Raw genomic sequence first — 21702 nt, forward strand, 5'->3', positions numbered from 1 at the left:
TTCGGAGCCAAAATTAGGGACCAGAAATAGGGCCAGAATTCGGGTTGCGAGAAGCTGTTATATGACAGTCTTTACCCGCTGTTCAACCGTTCCCGCATTTCTTTGCCGGTTTTGAAAAACGGAACAACTTTGGATTCAACCTGGACCGACTCGCCTGTGCGCGGATTCCGGCCAGCTCGCGGATTTCGCGTTTTCACCGAAAAGGCTCCGAAGCCGCGCAACTCCACCCGGTCGCCTCTGGACAACGCGGAAGTGATCTCATCCAGGATGGCATTCACGATCATTTCCACGTCTCTTTGAAAAAGATGGGGATTGCGATCCGCTATCTTTTGCACCAATTCCGACTTAATCACCTTGTCGCCCTTCAAACTGCAATTTGGCCGCAGCGCGTATGTCTGCGACCCCTGTCGGGGGTAAGATTCAATTTGAATCTATCTTATTGGAATTACTCCCTAATCGAGAATAGGGTGCCAAACAGAAATCAGGCCGTCAAGCTGTGTGGGTACGGAAACAGCGTCCAATATGGCGGATTCGACCCCCCTGAGGCCGATTGTTTTTGCAAAGGTGACAAATAAGGCACGCATTGTCAGGTTCAACACAGATTCATCATCGGTAATTTCTCTGTCAATGACCTTGATCCGTGAATCCAGATCATACTCAATGACAAGCCAGTTTCGAGCATCCTTCTGGCTGCCAATTTCGTCAATCAGCTTCACCGACAGTGCCCGGTCGCCGGAAAAGACCCTGCCGTCGGCAAGTGTTCTGGCAGTCGCATCGTCAAAATTGCGGCGCTCTTTCACCAGATCCAGAAACCACTCATAGGAATCGTCAATCAGATCCTGAATCACGGCGCGCGCTTCTGGCGTCGTTGGCGAAAATGGATTGGGGGAGGCTTTCAGCGGATCACTCTTGATCTCCTCCATGCGGATGCCGAGCTTTTCCAGCAAAGCGGTGACATTCGGGCTCTGATAGATGACACCGATCGAGCCGGTAATGCTGGCGCGGCGGGCAAAGATCCGATCTGTAGCGAGCGCAGCCATATAGGCGGCAGAGGTCCCAATCCCGTCAATGGTTGCAACAACCGGTTTTTTCTCTGACAGCGCGCGCAGCGATTCATACAGCGCCTCGCCCCCGGATGTAGTGCCGCCGGGGGAGTTTATCTTGACAATGACGGCACGCACATTGTCCTGATTGCCCAACTCCTCGATCAGATCCAGTCTGGCGTCCGAGCCGACAATCAGTCCGTCAACGCTGATTTCGGCGATGTGTTGGCCGCGTGTTTCCGAGAAGGGATCAAGCCCGGTCAGCCGCGCAACGCCCCATATCAGCACCACAGCCAGCAACCCCAGACCGGCGACCCGCCAGAAGGTCAGTTTGCGGCGCAGGCGTCGGCGGTCGAGAAGGTATTCCGGGTTGCTTGGCTCGGCCATCAGTACACCTGTGATGTCTTTATTGTCGGTACGACAAATCGCCTGGCTGTTGTATCAGTGAACACTGACCGGTTGCAATTCATGTTCCCAGGCATTGGCGATCAGTGCTTCACGGCTGTCGCCAATGACAATCGGTGCACCATCGGCGTTCAGCAAGGCCCACAGGTTCAGGCCGGCGGGAAGTGCTTCCACATCGGGAAACGCGGCATGGAACTGGTCGGAGGTCATGCTCCTGATATAGGCCACCTTACCTTCACCAAGCCGTGCAAAATCATGCGCGCTCATTATCTTTTTTGGCTCTGTCTTGTTTATCATGACGCGGTTTCCTTCTTGTGCTGTGCTGTTTTCAGCTTTTGCACCGTGTTCACATGGTCCACAGTGGTCTGTGCGCTCGCGATATCTGTTTCATCGTGGATTTTGATATCTATCTTGCGCACGATGCGCTCAGGCTGCGGCCTGACCAGGTCAATGTTGAGCAGACCGTCTTTCAGGTCGGCGCCGAGAATTTCCATACCGTCTGCCAGCAGGAAAGCTCTCTGGAACTGTCGTGCAGCGATGCCGCGATGCAGATATTCGCGGTTGTCATCATCCTGTTGCCGTCCGCGGATCACCAATTGGCGCTCTTCGACAGCGACATCAAGTTCCTGACGGGAAAATCCGGCAACCGCCAGGGATATGCGCAACACGTCACCTTTTGTCTCGTTATCGGCGCGAATCCGCTCGATATTATAAGGTGGGTATCCATCGGAGGTCTTGGCGACACGGTCCAAAACCCGTTCAATTTCATCAAAGCCCAGCATGAAGGGGCTGGAAAACGCAGAAACGCGCGTCATGACTAATCCTTTCTTCGGCCCAAAAAGCGACCCTCCAGTGACCCCGTCCGGCAATCACTATTATTCAGAATATGGTACACGGCGGCTAATGCTTCAAGAGAAACCATGACACGGCCGGTCTGTGCGGCGGAAAGTGCAGGGTTTACCGCGATAGGTGGCAGCCATGTCCGCGCTCAAGACACGTCGCCGGCTGTGTATTGCGGTTTTGATTGAAGCCAGAGAGAGGTCTGGGATCAAGACAAGGAGGTCAAGGCATTCTCGGCGATCCGCAACAGCTCTCAATGTGTGGTACGCACTCATGCGCGTGTTCGTGGCACCGTCACAGACAAGCTTTATGATTTCATGGATGACGTGGATTGGAAGCATGAGACTGAAGTCGCGCCGCTACCCAAACAACGTAAAGAGATGAAGAAAGCGCAACGCGCGGAACTCGGCAAGCTGCGAGGGATTCAAAAGATGCGGTGGCAGGCTGAATCCGCCGAGCGATCAGCGCGACTGAACACAGGACTGCGCGGATTGTGGCAAAGTCTCTCTGGGCTGCTGCGAAGTGAAAAAGCGGAATGAGAAAGGGTGGTGGTGCGGTCTTCAATGCGGCCAACACCAGCGAGATGAATTGGTCAACGCGCAATTGCAGGATCGGCGCGCCCTGCAACTCGCTATTGAAACACTCCGCCGCATTCTCGCGCGCGATGTCGCTCAGGTCATTCGCGCTGTGGAGCAAGCAGAACAGATGCAGTCAATGGAGAGGCAGCGTGGTCGCGCGCGCAAACTCACTGCGGGCTTATGAGTGTGGTATGAAATGGCAGGACCGGCCAAATTGCATTTTAGTCAATTCCTGTCCATTTTCGTCGACAATCATTCCGTGGTGATATTGTTTCGTATAGTTCTTATCTAACTCTCCGATCCAACGATAACGGTTCATTTTCCCTTTTTCCGACCGGGGGATTAACTCACAATCCGCCTTGGCCTGTTCATCTTTTGCGATTGAAAACACCACTCTTATCAAACCGCGAAAAACACCGACGATATACTCCACCGATTCCGCACGCTTTTTGCTGACTGGCCAGTCTCCCAAAGTGCGTTGTCGTAGTGTTTCCTCATCATCCGCAAATTCAGGGTAGGGTGGAAGGTTTCGGGCACCATTCCCATTCAAGCTCACAATAAGGAAGCAGCCATCTATTTCTGATGATTTTATAGGGTTGGTATAGCGCGCATTTAAATCTTTTGCTGACACCCAATAATCATCTGCGAGATGGCCAGCTCGAATATTCGTTAACTGCCAGGGCATTGCAATCAATATTGATTCTATTCGAAGGGCTTCGTCCTCAGTGAGGCCGTGGGCGATGATTTGGATGTCCGGCGCGCAATTCTTCTCGTCCTTTATGCCCTGAATGAGATTGTATTTTTCATTTGGATTTCCTTGAGCGTTTGTCTGCATGTTGGCATGATTAAAGCAGCGGTCGTCTTTTCCTTTCCCAACGTAGAAAACTGAAGAAGGGTCCTTTGCGTCAACGCGCGGATCAATGAGAACATAAACGTAGAAACCGAGTTTCTCTTTTGCCGCTTGATTGAAAACCAAACTGTTTACCTTTTATCTCAGGATGGTCGTGACGGCTGCTCCGTTGGCTGTTCAAAGCTGATTCTAAGCCTTGTTCCCGTTGCTTCAGCAAATCGTTTCAATGTCCGCGTGGACGGGATTGACCCTCCACCTTCCAACCGCGCGACTACAGCCTGCGTTGTTCCCATAGCTATGGCGACCTGTTCTTGGGTCATGTGCGCTTTGGACCGGGCATCAATCAAGGCTCCCGCCAATGCGAATTCTTCTTCCATGGCATCATAATCAGCCTTAAACGCAGGGTTTTTCGCCCATTGTTTTTTCAGGTCTTTCATACTGGTCATCGGACCTCCTTTGCCCTTTGCAGAGCGATTTCAATTTCCCGGCGCGGAGTTTTCTGGGTGGTCTTGCGAAACACCCGAACAACCACAACACGCTTACCTTTCACGGCGACATAGGCGGCGCGGGCAATGCCATCGCGCCCCTTCATCCGCATTTCCCAAATCGGACCGTCGAGATGTTTCACATAAGGCTCTCTGACGTTTTCAAGCCCTTTGGCCTCAATCAGTTCACCAATCCAGATAAATTTTGCTCGCATATCGGTCGGCAGGTCTTCTAATTCGGTATCTACGCGTTCATCCAGTGTTTCTACCGTCCAATTCATATCTAAAATATATCATTTTTGCAATAATTTACAAGGTTTAAGTGCAGCCACGGATGGAATGCGGGTCTCCCACATCATCCCCACGCTACCGGATAAATGCGTTTGAATGATTGATCTCTGAAACGGGTTTTAACCCCGTTTCTGAGATGGCAGGAATTTGGTATGTAGGGAGCTGAAAATAATGTTATCTTTCAAGGGCTTTGAGGCAATTTCGGCGTCTGAGATGGCCGACCTGAGAGATAAGTAATAGAATAATGGTGGAGCCAGCCGGAGTCGAACCGGCGACCTCTTGCATGCCATGCAAGCGCTCTACCAACTGAGCTATGGCCCCATTGCAATTTGTGTCGTCAATAACCGCCAAATTGCCGCGCGGTTTTAGGAAGGCATTGGCAAAAGATCAAGCGGTAATTTCGCTTAAACCGGATCAAAAGACCCTTTCTGCCCGACTTTACGCAGCGGGCCGCCGGACCATATCATCCGGCAGGCCTGCAGCCGTCTTACAGCTGCCGTCTTAATTGTCGTCGTTCTTTCCGCTCGAAGGAACGACGATGATGGCATCATCATCATCGTCGTCATCTTCCAGGAAAGTGTCATCATCTTCTGAATCATCATCGTCGACGTCGATGTCCAGATCGATATCGACGTTTTCTTCATCATCGTCGCTATCGTCATCATCGTCGTCGTCATCATCGTCGAGGCTGGCAACTTTCACTGCACCGGTGGAACCGCCTTCATCATCGGCATCTTCCAGCGGCACCAGTTCTGCACTTTCCGACTCGTCGTCTTCTTCTTCTACTTTCGCTTTGGGCTTTGCCTTGACCGGCGCAGCCTTTTCAGGCTTCGCTCTGGCAACCGGTGCCAGCACAAAGACTGTTTCACATTTGGGGCAGATAATCGGGTCACGATTCAGATCGTAAAACCGGGAACCGCAATTGCCGCAGGTCCGCTTGGTTCCAAGTTCTTGTTTTGCCATAGTCTCGCCTTTGTCTGTTCTGTCGCACGACGCGCACCGCCTGCGGTCGATCGATCCGGGCCGGATCAGCATGAATACTGTCCATCCGGGCCCTGTCTGTTTGGTATCGCTCGCTCCGGGAACGCCTGAAATTCGATCTGCAGATAGCGAGCCGGACCCGGACTGTCAAAGCAAAACATCACTGGATTGCAGAAGAAACCAAACGACCGCATGGTTTGGCCCTTCAAACCGGCATCGCAACATGCTAACGGCTGCGCAGCAAGTTCTGGTCCCGGTGTTTCAGGAGGAAAGTTGGATATGACAGCACAAAAAGCGGGCCTGATGGCGCATCCCGCGCGTGATCTGGCGGGTACGCTGCGCGTGCCGGGAGACAAATCCATTTCCCACCGCTCCTTGATGTTCTCCGCCATGACCATTGGGGAAAGCCGCGTTGAAGGGCTTCTGGAATCCCAGGACGTCCTCGCAACCGCCGATGCGATGCGCGCATTTGGCGCAACCATCGACACGGATGCTCACGGCATCTGGCATATTCATGGTGTTGGAATTGGCGGCTTTCTGGAGCCGCAGGACGAGATTGACTACGGCAATGCGGGAACAGGTGTCAGGCTGGCGCTGGGTCTGGCGGCGCATGGCGATTTTGTCACCCGCTTTACCGGAGATGCCTCGTTGCGTTCGCGGCCCATGGGGCGGGTGCTTGATCCCTTGCGGCTGATGGGACTGGAAGTGCTGGAAAGCGTCAATGACCGGCTGCCGCTCGCGGTTCGCGGCCCCACCCGGCCCGCACCGATGCGTTATGAGGTTCCAATGCCATCGGCGCAGGTGAAATCCGCAGTTCTGCTGGCCGGCCTCAATGCGCCGGGCGAAACGACCGTTGTTGAACGCGTGTTCACGCGCGATCACACCGAAAAGATGCTGGCCGGTTTCGGCGCTGATCTGACCGTCGATACGGCAGCCGATGGAACACGCACCATAGTTCTGCAAGGCCAGCCCGAGTTCAAACCGCAATCATTATTGGTGCCCGGTGATCCCAGCTCCGCTGGATTTCCGATGGTCGCAGCCCTGATTGTGCCTGGCTCTGATATCACTATTGAAGGCGTGCTGATGAATGTCAGCCGCACCGGGCTCATCACCACTCTGCTTGAAATGGGCGCTGATATTGTCATTCACAATGAACGGCAATCCGGTGGCGAGGCCATTGCCGATCTGCAGGTGCGGGCCAGTGTCCTGAAAGGTGTTGTCGTTCCGGCCGGGCGCGCCGCCTCGATGATTGATGAATATCCGGTGCTCGCGGTCGCTGCTGCCTTTGCCTCCGGCGAGACCCATATGGAAGGCCTCGCTGAATTGCGGGTCAAGGAATGCGACCGGCTGGCGGCCACGGCATTTGGCCTGAAGGTCAATGGCGTTGCTTGCGTTGAAGGTAAGGAAACGCTGACAGTGACCGGAACCGGTGGCGCTGTGACCGGCGGCGGAATTGTCCCGACCCATCTTGACCATCGCATCGCCATGGCTTTTCTGGTGATGGGGCTTGGCTCGAAACAGGGCGTTGCGGTTGACGATGCCGGCCACATTGCCACAAGCTTTCCGACTTTCCAGACATTCATGGCAGAGCTTGGCGCGGATATCACACCGTTTGATGCTGATGCCAGGGTCGCCTGAGCGGATTGCCATGCCTGAGCGGGAGCAGCCCATGATCATCGCAATTGACGGGCCCGCAGCCTCGGGCAAGGGGACGCTGGCCCGCAGGCTGGCCGCAGAGTTTGATTTGCCCTATCTCGATACCGGGCTGACCTACCGGGCAGTGGCGGCGCAGATGCAGGCCGACAATGTGGCTTTGACCAATGAGGCAGCTGCCATCAGCGCGGCGCGGAAGCTGAATCTTGCCGCGCTCGACCGCGAAATTCTATCTGATCACCAAACCGGGGCGGCTGCCTCACGGGTTGCGGTGATGCCGGGCCTGCGTGCCGAACTGGTTGCGCTGCAGCGCAAATTCGCCAGCAACGGGGCGGTCATGGACGGACGGGATATCGGTACCGTGGTGTGCCCGGATGCGCCGGTAAAGCTGTTTGTCACGGCCAGTGCGCAGGCGCGGGCGCAAAGGCGTTTCGAGGAAGTTCGATCGAAAGGCAACCTGTCCTCATATGCGGAAATTCTGCGCGACATCCGCCAGCGTGACGAGCGCGACAGTTCGCGCACGATCTCGCCGCTGGAGAAAGCAGCAGATGCGCACTTGATTGATACCACCAAAATGGATATAGAAACCGCGTTTCAGGCAGCGAAAACCCTGGTTTTGCAGGCAATCGGGCCATAAAACCGACTTTTTTTCGTCATTTGGCGGGAAAAAGCGATATTTCAGACGCCGTATTCGGACTATGCGCCAAGTTTTGTTGGACCGCCTCAAAGCGCCAACAGGCCCGGAACCGGCTTTTATCAACACCAACCCGGCGCGTTGCGATTGGCGGAAGGTCCGCAGAGACCCGTCCATCGCTTTCTAGGAGAATTCATGAATATCGAAACACCAAGCCGCGAAGATTTCGCTGCGCTTCTTGACGAAACATTTGGCTCTGAATCCCAGCAGGAAGGCAGTGTCATCAAAGGCACCGTGATCGCCTTTGAAAAAGACCTGGCCGTGATTGATGTGGGCCTGAAAGTTGAAGGCCGCGTCCCCGTCCGGGAGTTCGGCCATCAGGATAAAACCGGCGGCCTGTCACTCGGCGATGAAGTTGAAGTCTATCTGGAGCGCATCGAAAACGCGCTCGGTGAGGCAGTTCTGTCCCGCGAAAAAGCACGTCGTGAGGAAAGCTGGGTGCGCCTCGAAGTTTCCTTTGAAAAAGGCGAGAAGGTTTCCGGTCAGATTTTCAATTCCGTCAAGGGTGGCTTTACGGTCGATCTTGAAGGTGCAGTTGCCTTTCTTCCGCGCAGCCAGGTCGACATCCGTCCGGTTCGCGACGTAGGGCCGCTGATGAACAATCCACAGCCATTCCAGATTCTGAAAATGGACAAGCGCCGTGGCAATATTGTTGTCTCACGCCGCGCCATCCTGGAAGAAACCCGTGCCGAACAGCGCTCCGAGATCGTCCAGAATCTGCAGGAAGGTCAGGTCATGGAAGGTGTTGTCAAGAACATCACCGATTATGGCGCCTTCGTCGACCTTGGCGGCATTGATGGCCTGCTTCATGTCACAGACATGGCATGGCGCCGTATCAATCATCCAAGTGAAGTTCTGACAATCGGCCAGACCGTCAATGTTCAGATCATCCGCGTGAACCACGAGACACAGCGTATCTCGCTGGGTATGAAACAGCTGGAAAGCGATCCGTGGGAAGGCATCGATGCCAAATATCCGCTTCAGGCCAAATTCACCGGCCGGGTCACCAATATCACCGACTACGGCGCGTTTGTTGAGCTGGAGCCGGGTATTGAAGGCCTGATCCACGTGTCTGAAATGTCATGGACCAAGAAAAACATCCATCCCGGTAAAATCGTTTCCACTTCACAGGAAGTGGAAGTGCTTGTTCTGGAAGTTGATCCGGCCAAACGCCGCATCTCGCTTGGCCTGAAGCAGGCCATGGACAATCCCTGGACTTCATTTGCTGACAAGTTCCCTGTTGGCACAATCGTTGAAGGCGAAGTCAAGAACAAAACCGAATTCGGCTTGTTCGTTGGCCTTGATGGCGATGTTGACGGCATGGTTCACCTGTCCGATCTGGACTGGAAACGGTCCGGTGAAGAGATGATCGAAGAGTTCAAGAAAGGCGATGTGGTCAAGGCCATCGTGCTGGATGTGGACACTGATAAAGAACGCATTTCGCTCGGTATCAAACAGCTTGATGGCGATCCGTTTGCCGATGCTGCGGCCTCCGGTGAATTGCGCAAGAATGCGGTTGTCACCTGCGAAGTGACCGAAGTTCAGGAAAACGGACTGGAAGTGAAGCTTGCAGATACGGATCTGTCAGCCTTCATCCGTCGCTCCGATCTGTCACGCGAACGCTCTGAGCAACGTCCCGACCGGTTCGCCGTCGGCGAAAAGTTCGACGCCCGTGTCACCAATTTTGACAAGAAGGCCCGCAAGGTCTCTCTGTCGATCAAGGCACTGGAAATTTTCGAAGAAAAAGAAGCTGTGGCCCAATACGGCTCGACAGCTTCCGGCGCATCGCTTGGCGATATTCTGGGTGCGGCTCTGAAAAATCAGGACGACGAATAAGCCCTGATGCAGCCGGTCTGTGGTCTGACCGCAGATTGACACAAGCTTTAAAGCCGGCGCGGGTCTCCTGTGCCGGTTTTTTGTTGAGTCCGCTTGCCGGTTTTTGTTGAGTCCGCGTGCCGGTTTTTGCTGAGTCCCGGTTTTTGCTGAGTCATTGAAAGCTGCGGCCACTGTCAAATCCGGTCGGATGGTTTTGGTGCTGTGCTTCAATTTAACCGACCAGCGATCTATCGCTTGCAAAAGCTTCAGCGCCGATTTATATACATCTCAAATCTTAAACACACGTTTGAGAGTGGGCCCCGCCGGACCCGCTCTTTTTTGTTGCCAAATGCCATCCGGCTTCGGCCAGGCCCAGCCCGTCTGTATGATCTGGCCGATCTGGAAGATCTGGCGCGCAAGGACTTGCACAACCATGGCGGATGATCCGCGCATTGTAACGGAAACCGGACTTGACGCCCGCATAGCGTCCATTGCCGAGCCTGTGATTCAGGACCTTGGCTATCGGCTGGTGCGTGCGCGTGTTTCCGGACAGAATGGTTTGACCGTGCAGATCATGGCCGAGCGCCCTTCCGGACTGATGACGATTGCCGATTGTGAAGCAATTTCCAAGGCGCTGTCGCCGGAACTCGATGTGCATGATCCGATTTCCGGAGCCTATCATCTGGAAGTCTCCACCGCCGGGGTCGACCGGCCGCTGGTGCGCCGGTCGGATTTTGAACTCTGGGCGGGCCATCTGGCAAAGGTGGAAATGGCGGTGACGATCAATGGACAACGCCGGTTTCGCGGCCAGTTGCTTGGTCTGCGTGACGCTGATAGCGGCACCGAATTCGGTCTGCGACCCATGGAAAAACGCGGCAGAAAGACCAACGCCAAATCCACTGAAAAATCGCTTGTGGAAACCGGAGCCGATATCTGGTTGCCACTGGCGGATGTCGCCGATGCAAACCTGATCATGACCGATGAACTGATAGACGCCGCCCGCACTATGCTGAAGGCGGAACACCCTGATTTTGATTCCGCTGTTGACGATGGCACCTTGCCTGAAATCGACGCGGAGAGCGAAATTGAAACCGACCAAGACTGACCAACAGGCCCGCCGGGATGATCCGCGCGGTTCCGTTTAGGGAGATAATGACATGGCTGTAAGTGCCAACCGACTTGAGTTGTTGCAGATTGCCGAGGCTGTTGCCCGCGAAAAGGTGATCGACCGCACCATTGTGATTGCGGCGATGGAAGATGCCATCCAGAAGGCAGCCAAGGCGCGTTACGGATCGGAAACCGATGTGCGTGCCGATATCAACGACAAGACCGGCGAAATTCGTCTGCATCGGCTGCTGCATGTGGTTGAAGAAGTCGACAACTCGATGTCGGAAATCTCTCTGGTTGACGCCAAGGCTCGCAATCCGGAAGCAAAGATCGGCGATGCGATTTCCGAACCATTGCCGCCAATGGATTTCGGCCGCATCGCGGCCCAATCTGCCAAGCAAGTCATTGTCCAGAAAGTCCGTGAAGCCGAACGCGACCGCCAGTTTGAAGAATATCAGGACCGCATCGGAACCGTGGTCAACGGAACTGTGAAGCGCGTTGAATATGGCAATGTGATTGTCGATCTGGGCCGTGGCGAAGCGATCATCCGCCGCGATGAGCTGATCCCGCGCGAAACCTTCCGCTATGGCGACCGCGTGCGGGCCTACATTCATGATGTGCGCCGCGAGCAGCGCGGACCGCAGATTTTCCTGTCCCGCAGCCATCCCGCTTTCATGGCCAAACTGTTTGAAATGGAAGTGCCGGAAATCTATGATGGCATCATCGAGTTGCGCTCGGTCGCGCGTGATCCTGGCTCGCGTGCCAAGATTGCCGTGATTTCCAACGACAGTTCGATTGATCCAGTTGGTGCCTGTGTTGGTATGCGCGGCAGCCGCGTTCAGGCTGTGGTTGGCGAATTGCAGGGTGAAAAGATCGATATCATCCCCTGGTCTGCGGATGCCGCGACATTCATCGTCAACGCCTTGCAGCCTGCCGAAGTGTCCAAGGTCGTGCTGGATGAAGATCAATCCAAAATCGAAGTGGTGGTGCCGGATGAGCAATTGTCCCTGGCCATTGGCCGTCGCGGCCAGAATGTCCGTCTCGCGTCACAGCTGACAGGCTGGGATATCGATATTCTCACCGAGGAAGAAGAATCCCAACGCCGCCAGAAAGAATTCGCCGAACGCACCGAGCTGTTCACCACGGCACTTGATGTCGATGAAATGGTTGGCCAGTTGCTGTCCACCGAAGGCTTTACCTCTGTGGAGGAAGTGGCTTATGTGGAACTTGACGAAATCGCTTTCATTGAAGGGTTCGACGACGATACGGCGACGGAAATTCAGACCCGTGCCCGCGAATATCTCGAAAAGCTGGAAACCGAGCAGGATGCGGAACGCATCAAACTCGGTGTTGCCGATGAACTGCGGGACGTCCCTGGTGTGACCACTGGCATGATGGTTGCGTTCGGCAAGAACGACGTAAAATCTGTTGAGGATCTGGGCTATTGTGCCGCGGATGATCTGATCGGCTGGACCGAGCGCAAGGATGGGGAAACCCAGCGCTTCGAGGGGATTTTTGCACCTTCGGAAATGTCACGCGCGGAAGCTGAAGCCATGATCATGGCGGCACGTCTGCAGTCCGGTCTCATCACCCAGGAGGACATCGCGCCAGCTGACGAAGCCGATCCGGATGCAGAAGAAGCCGCAGAAGCAGCGGAGCCAGTGGCACAAGAGGCGCAAGAGGCGTCTCAGTAGAGCGACCGGTCGGGGCAGGATTGCAGCTGTGTCAAACTCGCCAAAGGATGAGGAGTTGAAGCTTCAGGGCCCAATGTTTCAAGGCCTGAAAGAAACGACAAAGGCGGAATGCGTCGAGGCCGATGATGGCAGCCCGCGCGCCCGCCGCGAGCCGAGCCGGCAATGTGCGCTCACCCGCACGGTGTTGCCGAAATCGGCGCTGATTCGCTTTGTCGCCGATCCGGACGGTCGTATGGTTCCGGATCTGAAGGCGGTATTGCCGGGACGTGGCGTATGGATAACGGCGGATCGTGCGAGTGTCACACTGGCGGAGCAGAGAAAGCTGTTTGGCCGCTTGCTTGAAAAAAAGGCAGGCCGCAGCATCACTGTCGAGCCGGGACTGGCAGACCGGGTTGAAAAACTGTTGGCTGACCGTGCGCTTGGCGCACTGGCCCTGGCCCAAAAATCAGGCCGGATCGTCACCGGATTTGCCAAGGTGGAAGCAGCGGTCGGTGGAGACAAGCTGGTAGCGCTGATTTGCGCAAGGGATGGCGCGCAAGACAGTCTGCGCAAGTTGATACAGGCTGTAAAACGGCGCTGGGGCGTTTCATATGCTCTACCGCTGTTCCGCAGCTTCGATACCGCAGAATTGGATTTGGCATTTGGCCGTACAAATGTAATACATGCCGCGCTGACAAGGTCGGAAAAGAAATCGGACCAGGGCGATGGCGGATTTTTAAATGCTGCCGGGCGGCTTCAGCGATACGCCGGAGCGCGGGCAAACACAGATCAGGAAGACCCAGAGCGGGCAGACACACAGACTGACTGAAGAAATAAAGCGGCGCACACAGAAAGTGCGCTGTAAACAGGCATCAATTCGGCACGCAAAGTGCTGTTTGTTGCTAAGATGATTTGACAGACGCGCCGCGCAGCAGTTTAAACGCGGCAGCAGGACCAGGATAAGAATGAGCGATACGGATAACACAGACGACAAGCAGAGCGCACGTCCGACTCTTTCGCTGAAACGCGGAGTAGAGCAGCAGGGCACTGTACGCCAGAGCTTCTCACACGGCCGGTCAAAGGCTGTGGTGGTAGAAAAGCGCAAACGCAAGATCAATATGCCGGGCAGCACACCTGCCGCGCCGGCTGCTGATGCGGCACGCACGCCGGCCGAAGCGCCGCGCTCTCCCGCCGCCGCTCCGGCGGCCAAGAGCCCTGCGCCCGCAGCCCCTGTGACCGGACCCGCCAGCCGGGCGTCACGCCCGTCATCCGCACCGCGTTCCAGCCCGGCTCCGCGCGGTAACAGGACCGTTCTGCGGACCCTCACCAGCGGTGAGCGCGATGCCCGCGCAACGGCCCTTGCCGGAGCCCAGGCACGCGAAGAGGAAGACCGCGTCCGCCGTCAGGAAGAAGAGCAGGAGCGCAGCCAGCGCGAAGAAGCTGATCGGGCCCGCCGGGAAGCCAAGGCCGAAGCTGAAGCCAAAGCCGAAGCTACGCGCGTCGCAGATGAAGAGGCAGAGCGTGCCCGCATTCGCGAGGAAGCCGTTAATCTGGCCGCCGCCGAAGAAGCCGGTGAAACCGCCCGCCCCGGCAAGACCCGTGAAGCTGATTCAAAGAACACCAAGATTCTGCGTGCCGTCAAACGCCCGGGCCGCGAGCAGGAGCAGGATGATGCCAAATCCGCCCGCAAGAGCGATGATCGCCGCAAGGGTAAACTGACACTGTCCAATGCGCTGGAAGACAATGGCGGAGACCGTGCCCGGTCACTGGCATCGATCCGGCGCCGCCGCGAACGTGAAAAACAGCGTGCCGCGCAAATGTCGCCGCGCGAGAAGATTTCCCGTGAAGTGGTTATTCCCGAAACCATTACCATTCAGGAACTCGCCAACCGCATGGCCGAGCGCGCTGTCGACGTCATCAAGCTGTTGATGCTGCAGGGCCAGATGCTGAAGATCAATGATGTGATCGATGCGGATACCGCTGAGCTGATCACCGAGGAAATGGGCCACAGGGTCCGCCGTGTTTCGGAATCCGATGTCGAAGGCGGCCTGTTCGACGAGATCACTGTTACAGAAGATGACGGAACAGGTGTTTCGCGCCCGCCGGTCGTCACCATTATGGGTCACGTCGACCACGGCAAGACCTCATTGCTGGACGCATTCCGCAAAACCAATATCGTATCGGGCGAAGCCGGTGGCATCACCCAGCATATTGGTGCCTATCAGGTCGAGCAGGCCGGACAAAAAATAACGTTCATTGATACGCCGGGCCATGCCGCCTTTACGGCCATGCGCGCCCGTGGTGCCAAATCAACCGATATCGTCATTCTGGTTGTGGCCGCCGACGATGGCGTGATGCCGCAGACCGCTGAGGCGATTGCCCATGCCAAAGCTGCCAATGCGCCGATGATTATTGCGATCAACAAGATCGACAAGGAGGGTGCCGATCCAGACCGCGTGCGCACCGAACTTCTGCAATATGAAGTTCAGGTGGAAGGCATGGGAGGCGATATTCTTGATGTGGAAGTCTCCGCCCTGAAAGGCACCAATCTGGACAAGGTTCTGGAAGCCATCCTGCTGCAGTCGGAATTGCTGGAGTTGAAAGCCAATCCGGAACGCAGTGCCCGCGGTACTGTTGTCGAAGCTCAGCTGGACAAGGGCCGCGGTCCTGTCGCTACAGTTCTGGTTCAGAACGGAACCCTGAAAGTCGGCGACATTCTCGTGCTTGGCTCGGAATGGGGCAAGGTCCGGGCGCTGATCAATGATCGTGGCGAGCAGGTCAAGTCGGCACCGCCCTCGATGCCGGTCGAAGTGCTTGGCCTGCAAGGCACACCGGAAGCCGGTGACCAGTTTGCAGTGGTCGAAAATGAAGGCCAGGCGCGTGAAATCACGGAATACCGTCAGCGCGTGAAGCAGGAAGCCGTCATGGCGCGCGGCGCACGCGGCTCTCTGGAAGCCATGATGAACCAGCTTCAGACCGACAATGCCCAGGAAACGCCCTTGCTCATCAAGGCTGATGTACAGGGCTCGCTGGAGGCCATTGTCGGCGCGCTGGATAAACTCAACACCGACGAGGTTGCAACCCGCGTCATTCATTCCGGTGCCGGTGGCATCACGGAAACCGACATCACGCTGGCGGCGGCTTCCAATGCCCCTGTGGTCGGCTTCAATGTGCGTGCCAACAAACAGGCACGGGAAGCGGCGGAAGCAAACGGCATCGAGATCCGCTATTACAATGTCATCTATGATCTGATCGATGATGTGAAAGCGGCGATGTCCGGGATGCTGTCGCCGGAACTGCGCGAGCATATGCTGGGCAATGCTGAAATTCTGGATACGTTCAACGTATCCAAGATAGGCAAGGTTGCCGGCTGTCTCGTCACCGAAGGCAAGGTGGAGCGTGGCCAGCATGTGCGCCTGATCCGCGATGATGTGGTGATTCATGAAGGCAAATTGTCCACACTGAAACGCTTCAAGGATGAAGTGAAGGAAGTCAATGCGGGCCAGGAATGCGGCATGGCATTTGAAAATTATCAGGACATGCGCAAAGGCGATGTCATTGAGTGCTACCGGGTCGAATCGATTATCCGCAGCCTCTGAGTGATGTGTAATCCGCGCCATGCCTGACACGATCGGGCATGGCGTCTTTATCTGGACAAGATGATGGGCCGTTCCGGGCATAAGAGTATCAGCAAAGAACCGACACAGCGCATGTTGCGGGTTGGCGAAGTCATCCGCCGCGCAGTGGATGAGTGCCTGCGCCGTGGTGAGGTCCGCGATCCGGATCTGGAACGTATCATGATCACGGTGCCGGAAGCCCGCATGTCAACCGATCTGAAACTGGCAAGTGTCTATGTCGCGCCGCTGGGAGGTGGTGACGGCGAGGAACTGGCGAGATTGCTCAACGAGCACAGTAAATTTATCCGCCGCCGCGTGGCCAGGGATATGACGCTGAAATATATGCCGGATATCAAATTCTTTGCCGACAATCGCTATGACGAAGCCAGCCGGATAGAAAATTTGCTGCGCCAGCCGAAAGTTCTGGCTGATCTGGCAGCCCCTGACGATGCCTTGGGGGATGATGATCCTGTGGCAGATGACGATCAAGCTGAAAGCTGAATACTGTGGCGCGCCGTAAAAAGGGGCAGGACATCCACGGTTGGGTGTTGCTGGACAAGCCGGTCGGGCTTGGCTCCACCCAGGCCGTGTCAAAAGTCCGCTGGCTGTTTGACGCCAGGAAGGCCGGCCATGCCGGAACCCTGGATCCGCTGGCCTCCGGCATGCTGCCGATTGCACTTGGTCATGCCACCCGAACGGTTCCTTTCGTCCAGGATGGCCGCAAAACCTATGCTTTCACTGTGCGATGGGGAGAGGCCACCAGCACCGATGATTGTGAAGGCGATATTGTCGCCACTTCGGATCTGCGGCCCGATGCAGCCGCGATCAATGCAATTCTGCCGCGCTTCACCGGTGTGATTTCGCAATTGCCGCCCGCCTTCAGTGCTTTGAAAATAGACGGTGAGCGCGCCTATGATCTGGCCAGGGCCGGGAAACCTGTAAAGCTTGCGCCACGCGATATCGAGGTTGATGAGTTGTCGCTGACCGGCTGCCCCGACGCTGATCATGCGACGTTTGAAACCCGGTGCGGAAAAGGTACTTATATCCGGGCTCTGGCGCGCGATATGGCCCGTGCCCTGGGAACTGAAGGCCATGTCAGTGCGCTGCGGCGCACTCAGGTCGGGCCATTTCAGCAATCTCAGATGATTTCGCTGGAAGTTTTGCAGGAAATGCGCCATAGAGACCCCGCTGAAGCGGATATGGCTTCAGTTCTGCATCCTGTTGAGACCGCGCTGGACGACATCCCGGCGTTGGCCGTCACGGAGGCGGAAGCGGCCCGGCTGTTTAACGGTCAGGCCATTTTGTTGCGCGGACGGGATGCCCCCATTGCCCTTGCCGAAGCCTATGTCACCACCAGAAACACTTTGGTGGCCATCGGCTCGGTGGCCCAGGGTCAGTTCATTCCAAAGCGCGTGTTTAAAAATGCCGGTTAGCACCGGCAAGCGTTACGAAGAAAGGATACCCGATGTCGATTACTGCAGAACGCAAGCAGGAACTCATCAAAGAATATGCCCGCCTGGAAAATGACACCGGCTCTCCCGAAGTGCAGGTCGCCATTCTCAGCGAGCGCATCAATAATCTGACCGAGCATTTCAGAGCCCATGGCAAGGACAATCATTCCCGTCGCGGTCTTCTGAAAATGGTCTCGCAGCGCCGCCGTCAGCTGGACTATCTGAAAACCAGCGACGAGAGCCGTTATACAGACATCATCAAGCGGCTTGGTCTGCGCCGCTGATCGGACACGAAACGGGCGTCGCGCTGCGGCGCCCTTTCTCTTGTATATTGTAACCCGTAAGACCAAACCGAGCCATGGCAGGATTATCGGATGCTCTTTGATTTCAGAGCATCTCATTGTCTTGCGATGGCTCAAAAAGACGGCGCGATGGTCGCGCCGCTACGACCGATGAAGGCGGAAGGCCGTTTTCATCCTGTCCATTGACAATAAGGTAAGAAGCAAAAAATGTTTGATACACAACGTGTAGAAATTGAATGGGGCGGACGCCCCCTGATCATGGAAACGGGCCGTGTTGCCCGTCAGGCCGATGGCGCAGTTCTGATCACCTATGGCGAGACCACACTTCTCGCCACCGCCGTCTCCGCCCGTACCGCAAAACCGGGCCAGGATTTCTTTCCGCTGACCGTGAACTACCAGGAAAAAACCTTTGCCGCCGGCAAGATTCCAGGTGGCTTCTTCAAGCGTGAAGGCCGTCCAAGCGAAAAAGAAACACTGACTTCACGGCTGATTGACCGTCCCATCCGTCCGCTGTTCGCGGATGGCTACAAGAATGAAACCCAGATTGTGCTGACAGTGCTGTCGCATGATCTGGAAAATGATCCTGACATCGTTGCCCTCGTCGGCGCATCTGCGGCGCTGACCATTTCCGGCGTGCCTTTCATGGGCCCGATCGGCGGTGCGCGGGTTGGCTATATTGACGGCGAATATGTTCTCAACCCGCCGCTCGATACCATGGAAGACAGCAAGCTGGATCTGATCGTAGCGGGAACCAGTGAAGCGGTTCTGATGGTTGAATCGGAAGCCCAGGAACTGTCCGAGGAAATTATGCTCGGGGCCGTCATGTTCGGTCACCGCGAATTACAGCCTGTCATTGAGGCAATTATTCAACTTGCCGAAAAAGCCGCCAAGGCACCACGCAATCATGTTGCTGCCGATCATTCCGGGCTGTATGCGAAAGTCAGGGATCTGGTCGAGGCCGATCTCAATGCCGCCTATGACATCCAGGAAAAAGAGCCGCGACGCGACGCGATTTCCGTTGCCAAGGCCAAAGTCATGGAAGCGCTTCTGGAAGATGGTGCCAGCCCGGATGACAAGAACATCCTTGGTGACCAGATCAAAAAACTGGAAAGCGACATTGTCCGTGGCCGCATCCTCAAGGATGGCAGCCGAATTGATGGCCGCGACACCAAGACCGTGCGTCAGATTGTTGCCGAAGTTGGAACATTGCCACGGGCCCATGGCTCCTCGCTGTTCACACGCGGCGAAACCCAGGCGCTGGTAGTTGCCACTCTGGGCACTTCTGATGATGAGCAGTTCATTGATGCCCTGACCGGCACCTACAAGGAACAGTTCATGCTGCATTACAACTTCCCGCCCTATTCGGTCGGTGAAGCAGGCCGCATGGGAACACCGGGCCGCCGCGAAATCGGCCATGGCAAGCTGGCCTGGCGGGCTGTGAATCCGGTGCGTCCGCCGCATCATGAATTCCCCTACACTTTGCGCGTTGTGTCGGAAATCACCGAATCCAACGGCTCGTCTTCAATGGCAACTGTTTGCGGCACGTCGCTGGCTCTGATGGATGCGGGCGTTCCGCTGCGCCGTCCGGTCGCTGGTATCGCCATGGGCCTGATCAAGGAAGGCGATGATTTCGCTGTTCTGTCCGATATTCTCGGCGATGAAGATCATCTCGGCGATATGGACTTCAAGGTAGCCGGTTCGCAAGAGGGCGTCACCGCCCTGCAGATGGATATCAAGATTGACGGCATTACCGAAGAGATCATGAAGATCGCCCTGGCACAGGCCAAGGACGGCCGTGAGCATATTCTGGCTGAAATGGCCAAGGCGCTGACGGAGTCCCGTCCGGAACTTGGCGAATTTGCGCCGCGTATCGAGCAGCTCAAAATCCCGGTTGATAAAATCCGCGAAGTCATCGGTACCGGCGGCAAGGTCATCCGCGAAATCGTCGAAAAAACCGGTGCCAAGGTCAATATCGAAGACGATGGCACCATCAAGATTGCCTCGTCTGACGGCAAATCCATTGAAGCCGCGATTGCCTGGATCCGCTCGATCACAGATGATCCTGAAGTCGGCCATATCTATCAGGGTACAGTTGTGAAAGCAGTTGATTTTGGCGCTTTCGTCAATTTCTTCGGTGCCAAGGACGGTCTTGTCCATATTTCCCAGCTGGCCAGTGAGCGTGTTGCCAAAACCACGGATGTGGTCAAGGAAGGCGACAAGGTCTGGGTCAAGCTGATGGGTTTTGATGATCGCGGCAAGGTTCGCCTGTCGATGAAAGTCGTCGATCAGGAAACCGGCAAGGATATCGAGCAGGACTAGGTGTTCCGCTAACAAGATTGAAAAAGGCCGGGTGGAAACGTCCGGCCTTTTTGTTTCTGGTGCCCCTTTGGTTGGCCACCGCAATTCCCTGTGCTAGAGCAGATTTTAAGAATACTGAACCATGTGACCGGGGACCATTATGGCTGAATTGAGAATTGTCGTGGTTGGCGCAGGCGGACGCATGGGACGGGCACTGATACGTGCCATTCATGATATTCCCGGCGCACGTCTGGTTGCAGCGATCGAGCGTGCCGATAGCGGGTTTCTTGGCCAGGATGCCGGTATGCTGGCCGGCCTTGAGCCTTTGAAGGTGCCGGTCACGGATGATGCGCTGGTCGCCTTTGCCGCCGCCGATGCGGTTCTGGATTTCACAACGCCCGAGGCCACGCTGAGCTTTCTCGAATACGCCGCGCAGGCGCGCATTGTCCATGTCATTGGCACCACCGGCATGTCGGCGGAAGATGATGAAAAGGTCTTTGCCGCCTCCCGTCATGCCCGCATTGTCAAATCCGGCAATATGAGCCTTGGCGTCAATCTTCTGTCGGTTCTGGTCGAGCAGGGTGCCCGTGCGCTCGGCCTTGAATGGGACATCGAAGTGCTGGAAATGCATCACCGCAACAAGGTCGATGCTCCTTCGGGAACCGCGCTTTTGCTGGGCAACGCGGCGGCCAAAGGGCGGGCCGTTGATCTGGCCGATCACTCGGTGCGGGTTCGCGATGGGGTGACTGGCGCGCGCGAGCCCGGCAGCATTGGTTTTGCCACCTTGCGTGGCGGTTCGGTGGTCGGCAGCCACAGCGTTATTTTCGCCGGCGATGGCGAACGGGTGGAACTCTCCCATATTGCCGAAGACAGAAGTATTTTTGCTCAAGGAGCGGTCAAGGCCGCGCTTTGGGCGTTTCCGCAGAAGCCGGATCTTTACAATATGCAGGACGTGTTGGGCCTGTCACATCAATAAGGGCATGTCCCGGGGAGAAACTATGGAACGTTTACTGGTTCTGGTCCGTCATGGCCAAAGCGAATGGAACCTGAAAAACCTGTTCACCGGCTGGAAGGATCCGGATCTGACCGAAAAAGGCATCGACGAAGCCAGGGCCGGCGGTCGGGCGCTGAAGGCCAAGGGAATTTCCTTCGATGTCGCCTATACCTCGGCTCTGATCCGCGCCCAGCACACCTGCACATTGCTGCTCGAAGAGCTGGGCCAGCCGGAGCTCACCACGATTCGCGATCAGGCGCTGAACGAGCGCGATTACGGCGATCTGGCCGGCTTGAACAAGGATGATGCCCGCAAGAAATGGGGCGAGGAGCAGGTTCACATCTGGCGCCGCTCGTTTGATGTACCGCCGCCCGGCGGGGAAAGTCTGAAGGACACCGGCGCGCGCGTCCTGCCCTATTATCTCACCGATATTCTGCCGCGCGTCATGTCCGGCGAAAAAGTCCTGGTGGCCGCGCACGGCAATTCGCTGCGCTCGCTGGTGATGATTCTGGAAAAGCTTGATACGGAACAGATTCTGAAACGCGAAATCGCCACGGGCCAGCCGATGATCTTCCGTCTCAACGCCGATACAACCGTAAAAAGCAGCGAGATGCTGAAGGGATAA

At 56.1% G+C, this 21702-nt stretch carries 20 protein-coding genes, 1 tRNA gene and 2 pseudogenes; 14 read left to right on the forward strand and 9 right to left on the reverse strand.

Going from position 1 to position 21702, the window contains the following annotated elements:
• Window positions 1-71: 71 nt before the first annotated feature.
• The 4 genes and pseudogenes from RAL88_RS13670 to RAL88_RS13685 all read right to left on the reverse strand — a co-directional run.
• Window positions 72-353 carry an integration host factor subunit beta gene (locus tag RAL88_RS13670; protein ID WP_306264222.1) on the reverse strand — a complete coding sequence of 94 codons (282 nt, stop codon included), beginning with the start codon at window positions 351-353 and terminating at the stop codon, window positions 72-74.
• Between the two features lie 99 nt (window positions 354-452).
• Complete coding sequence (gene sppA, locus RAL88_RS13675; protein ID WP_306264223.1) at window positions 453-1430, reverse strand: signal peptide peptidase SppA; 978 nt, start codon at window positions 1428-1430, stop codon at window positions 453-455.
• Window positions 1431-1484: 54 nt separating this feature from the next.
• Entirely contained in the window at window positions 1485-1745 is a 261-nt protein-coding gene (locus RAL88_RS13680) for a DUF1150 domain-containing protein (RefSeq protein WP_306264225.1), read from the reverse strand.
• 92 nt (window positions 1746-1837) lie between these two features.
• Window positions 1838-2263 (reverse strand): annotated as a pseudogene (locus tag RAL88_RS13685) (Hsp20 family protein); the annotation flags it as partial.
• A 342-nt stretch (window positions 2264-2605) separates the two neighbouring features.
• Between RAL88_RS13685 and RAL88_RS13690 the strand changes: the two are divergent.
• On the forward strand, window positions 2606-2827 hold the full coding sequence (locus RAL88_RS13690; RefSeq protein WP_306264227.1) for a hypothetical protein: 222 nt from the start codon (window positions 2606-2608) through the stop codon (window positions 2825-2827).
• A gap of 217 nt (window positions 2828-3044) precedes the next feature.
• On the opposite strand, the gene RAL88_RS13695 is transcribed toward RAL88_RS13690, so the two are convergent.
• The 5 genes from RAL88_RS13695 to RAL88_RS13715 form a co-directional block, all read right to left on the reverse strand.
• A complete protein-coding gene (locus tag RAL88_RS13695) occupies window positions 3045-3842 on the reverse strand; it encodes a hypothetical protein (RefSeq protein ID WP_306264229.1) in 798 nt (265 codons plus the stop codon).
• Between the two features lie 17 nt (window positions 3843-3859).
• Entirely contained in the window at window positions 3860-4162 is a 303-nt protein-coding gene (locus RAL88_RS13700) for a helix-turn-helix domain-containing protein (RefSeq protein ID WP_306264231.1), read from the reverse strand.
• Window positions 4159-4482, reverse strand: a complete 324-nt coding sequence (locus RAL88_RS13705) for a type II toxin-antitoxin system RelE/ParE family toxin (protein ID WP_306264233.1) — start codon at window positions 4480-4482, stop codon at window positions 4159-4161. The genes RAL88_RS13700 and RAL88_RS13705 overlap by 4 nt, the downstream gene beginning before the upstream one ends.
• 255 nt (window positions 4483-4737) lie before the next feature.
• A tRNA-Ala gene (locus tag RAL88_RS13710) sits at window positions 4738-4813 on the reverse strand.
• Window positions 4814-4993: 180 nt separating this feature from the next.
• Window positions 4994-5455 (reverse strand): TIGR02300 family protein, encoded by a 462-nt coding sequence (locus RAL88_RS13715; protein ID WP_306264235.1) that lies wholly within the window; start codon window positions 5453-5455, stop codon window positions 4994-4996.
• A gap of 297 nt (window positions 5456-5752) precedes the next feature.
• Here RAL88_RS13715 and aroA point away from each other — a divergent pair, with 297 nt between their 5' ends.
• The 13 genes and pseudogenes from aroA (at window position 5753) to RAL88_RS13780 (ending at window position 21702) form a co-directional block, all read left to right on the forward strand.
• A complete protein-coding gene (gene aroA / locus RAL88_RS13720; protein ID WP_306264237.1) occupies window positions 5753-7111 on the forward strand; it encodes a 3-phosphoshikimate 1-carboxyvinyltransferase in 1359 nt (452 codons plus the stop codon).
• 31 nt (window positions 7112-7142) lie between these two features.
• Window positions 7143-7763, forward strand: a complete 621-nt coding sequence (gene cmk / locus RAL88_RS13725; RefSeq protein WP_306264239.1) for a (d)CMP kinase — start codon at window positions 7143-7145, stop codon at window positions 7761-7763.
• A 192-nt stretch (window positions 7764-7955) separates the two neighbouring features.
• Window positions 7956-9656, forward strand: a complete 1701-nt coding sequence (rpsA, locus tag RAL88_RS13730) for a 30S ribosomal protein S1 (RefSeq protein WP_306264241.1) — start codon at window positions 7956-7958, stop codon at window positions 9654-9656.
• Window positions 9657-10068: 412 nt separating this feature from the next.
• Complete coding sequence (gene rimP / locus RAL88_RS13735; protein WP_306264242.1) at window positions 10069-10740, forward strand: ribosome maturation factor RimP; 672 nt, start codon at window positions 10069-10071, stop codon at window positions 10738-10740.
• A gap of 52 nt (window positions 10741-10792) precedes the next feature.
• Window positions 10793-12436, forward strand: a complete 1644-nt coding sequence (gene nusA / locus RAL88_RS13740; RefSeq protein WP_306264244.1) for a transcription termination factor NusA — start codon at window positions 10793-10795, stop codon at window positions 12434-12436.
• 28 nt (window positions 12437-12464) lie between these two features.
• Window positions 12465-13244 (forward strand): RNA-binding protein, encoded by a 780-nt coding sequence (locus RAL88_RS13745; protein ID WP_306264246.1) that lies wholly within the window; start codon window positions 12465-12467, stop codon window positions 13242-13244.
• A gap of 136 nt (window positions 13245-13380) precedes the next feature.
• On the forward strand, window positions 13381-16014 hold the full coding sequence (gene infB, locus RAL88_RS13750) for a translation initiation factor IF-2 (protein ID WP_306264248.1): 2634 nt from the start codon (window positions 13381-13383) through the stop codon (window positions 16012-16014).
• A gap of 60 nt (window positions 16015-16074) precedes the next feature.
• Window positions 16075-16533 (forward strand): 30S ribosome-binding factor RbfA, encoded by a 459-nt coding sequence (gene rbfA, locus RAL88_RS13755; protein WP_306264249.1) that lies wholly within the window; start codon window positions 16075-16077, stop codon window positions 16531-16533.
• A 5-nt stretch (window positions 16534-16538) separates the two neighbouring features.
• Entirely contained in the window at window positions 16539-17465 is a 927-nt protein-coding gene (truB, locus tag RAL88_RS13760) for a tRNA pseudouridine(55) synthase TruB (protein WP_306264251.1), read from the forward strand.
• A 17-nt stretch (window positions 17466-17482) separates the two neighbouring features.
• Window positions 17483-17767 (forward strand): annotated as a pseudogene (gene rpsO, locus RAL88_RS13765) (30S ribosomal protein S15); the annotation flags it as partial.
• A gap of 225 nt (window positions 17768-17992) precedes the next feature.
• Window positions 17993-20104 carry a polyribonucleotide nucleotidyltransferase gene (gene pnp / locus RAL88_RS13770; protein WP_306264253.1) on the forward strand — a complete coding sequence of 704 codons (2112 nt, stop codon included), beginning with the start codon at window positions 17993-17995 and terminating at the stop codon, window positions 20102-20104.
• A 139-nt stretch (window positions 20105-20243) separates the two neighbouring features.
• Complete coding sequence (dapB, locus tag RAL88_RS13775; RefSeq protein ID WP_306264255.1) at window positions 20244-21059, forward strand: 4-hydroxy-tetrahydrodipicolinate reductase; 816 nt, start codon at window positions 20244-20246, stop codon at window positions 21057-21059.
• A 22-nt stretch (window positions 21060-21081) separates the two neighbouring features.
• Window positions 21082-21702 (forward strand): 2,3-bisphosphoglycerate-dependent phosphoglycerate mutase, encoded by a 621-nt coding sequence (locus RAL88_RS13780; RefSeq protein ID WP_306264257.1) that lies wholly within the window; start codon window positions 21082-21084, stop codon window positions 21700-21702.

This window comes from Pararhizobium sp. IMCC3301 (assembly GCF_030758315.1).
GTDB lineage: Bacteria > Pseudomonadota > Alphaproteobacteria > Rhizobiales.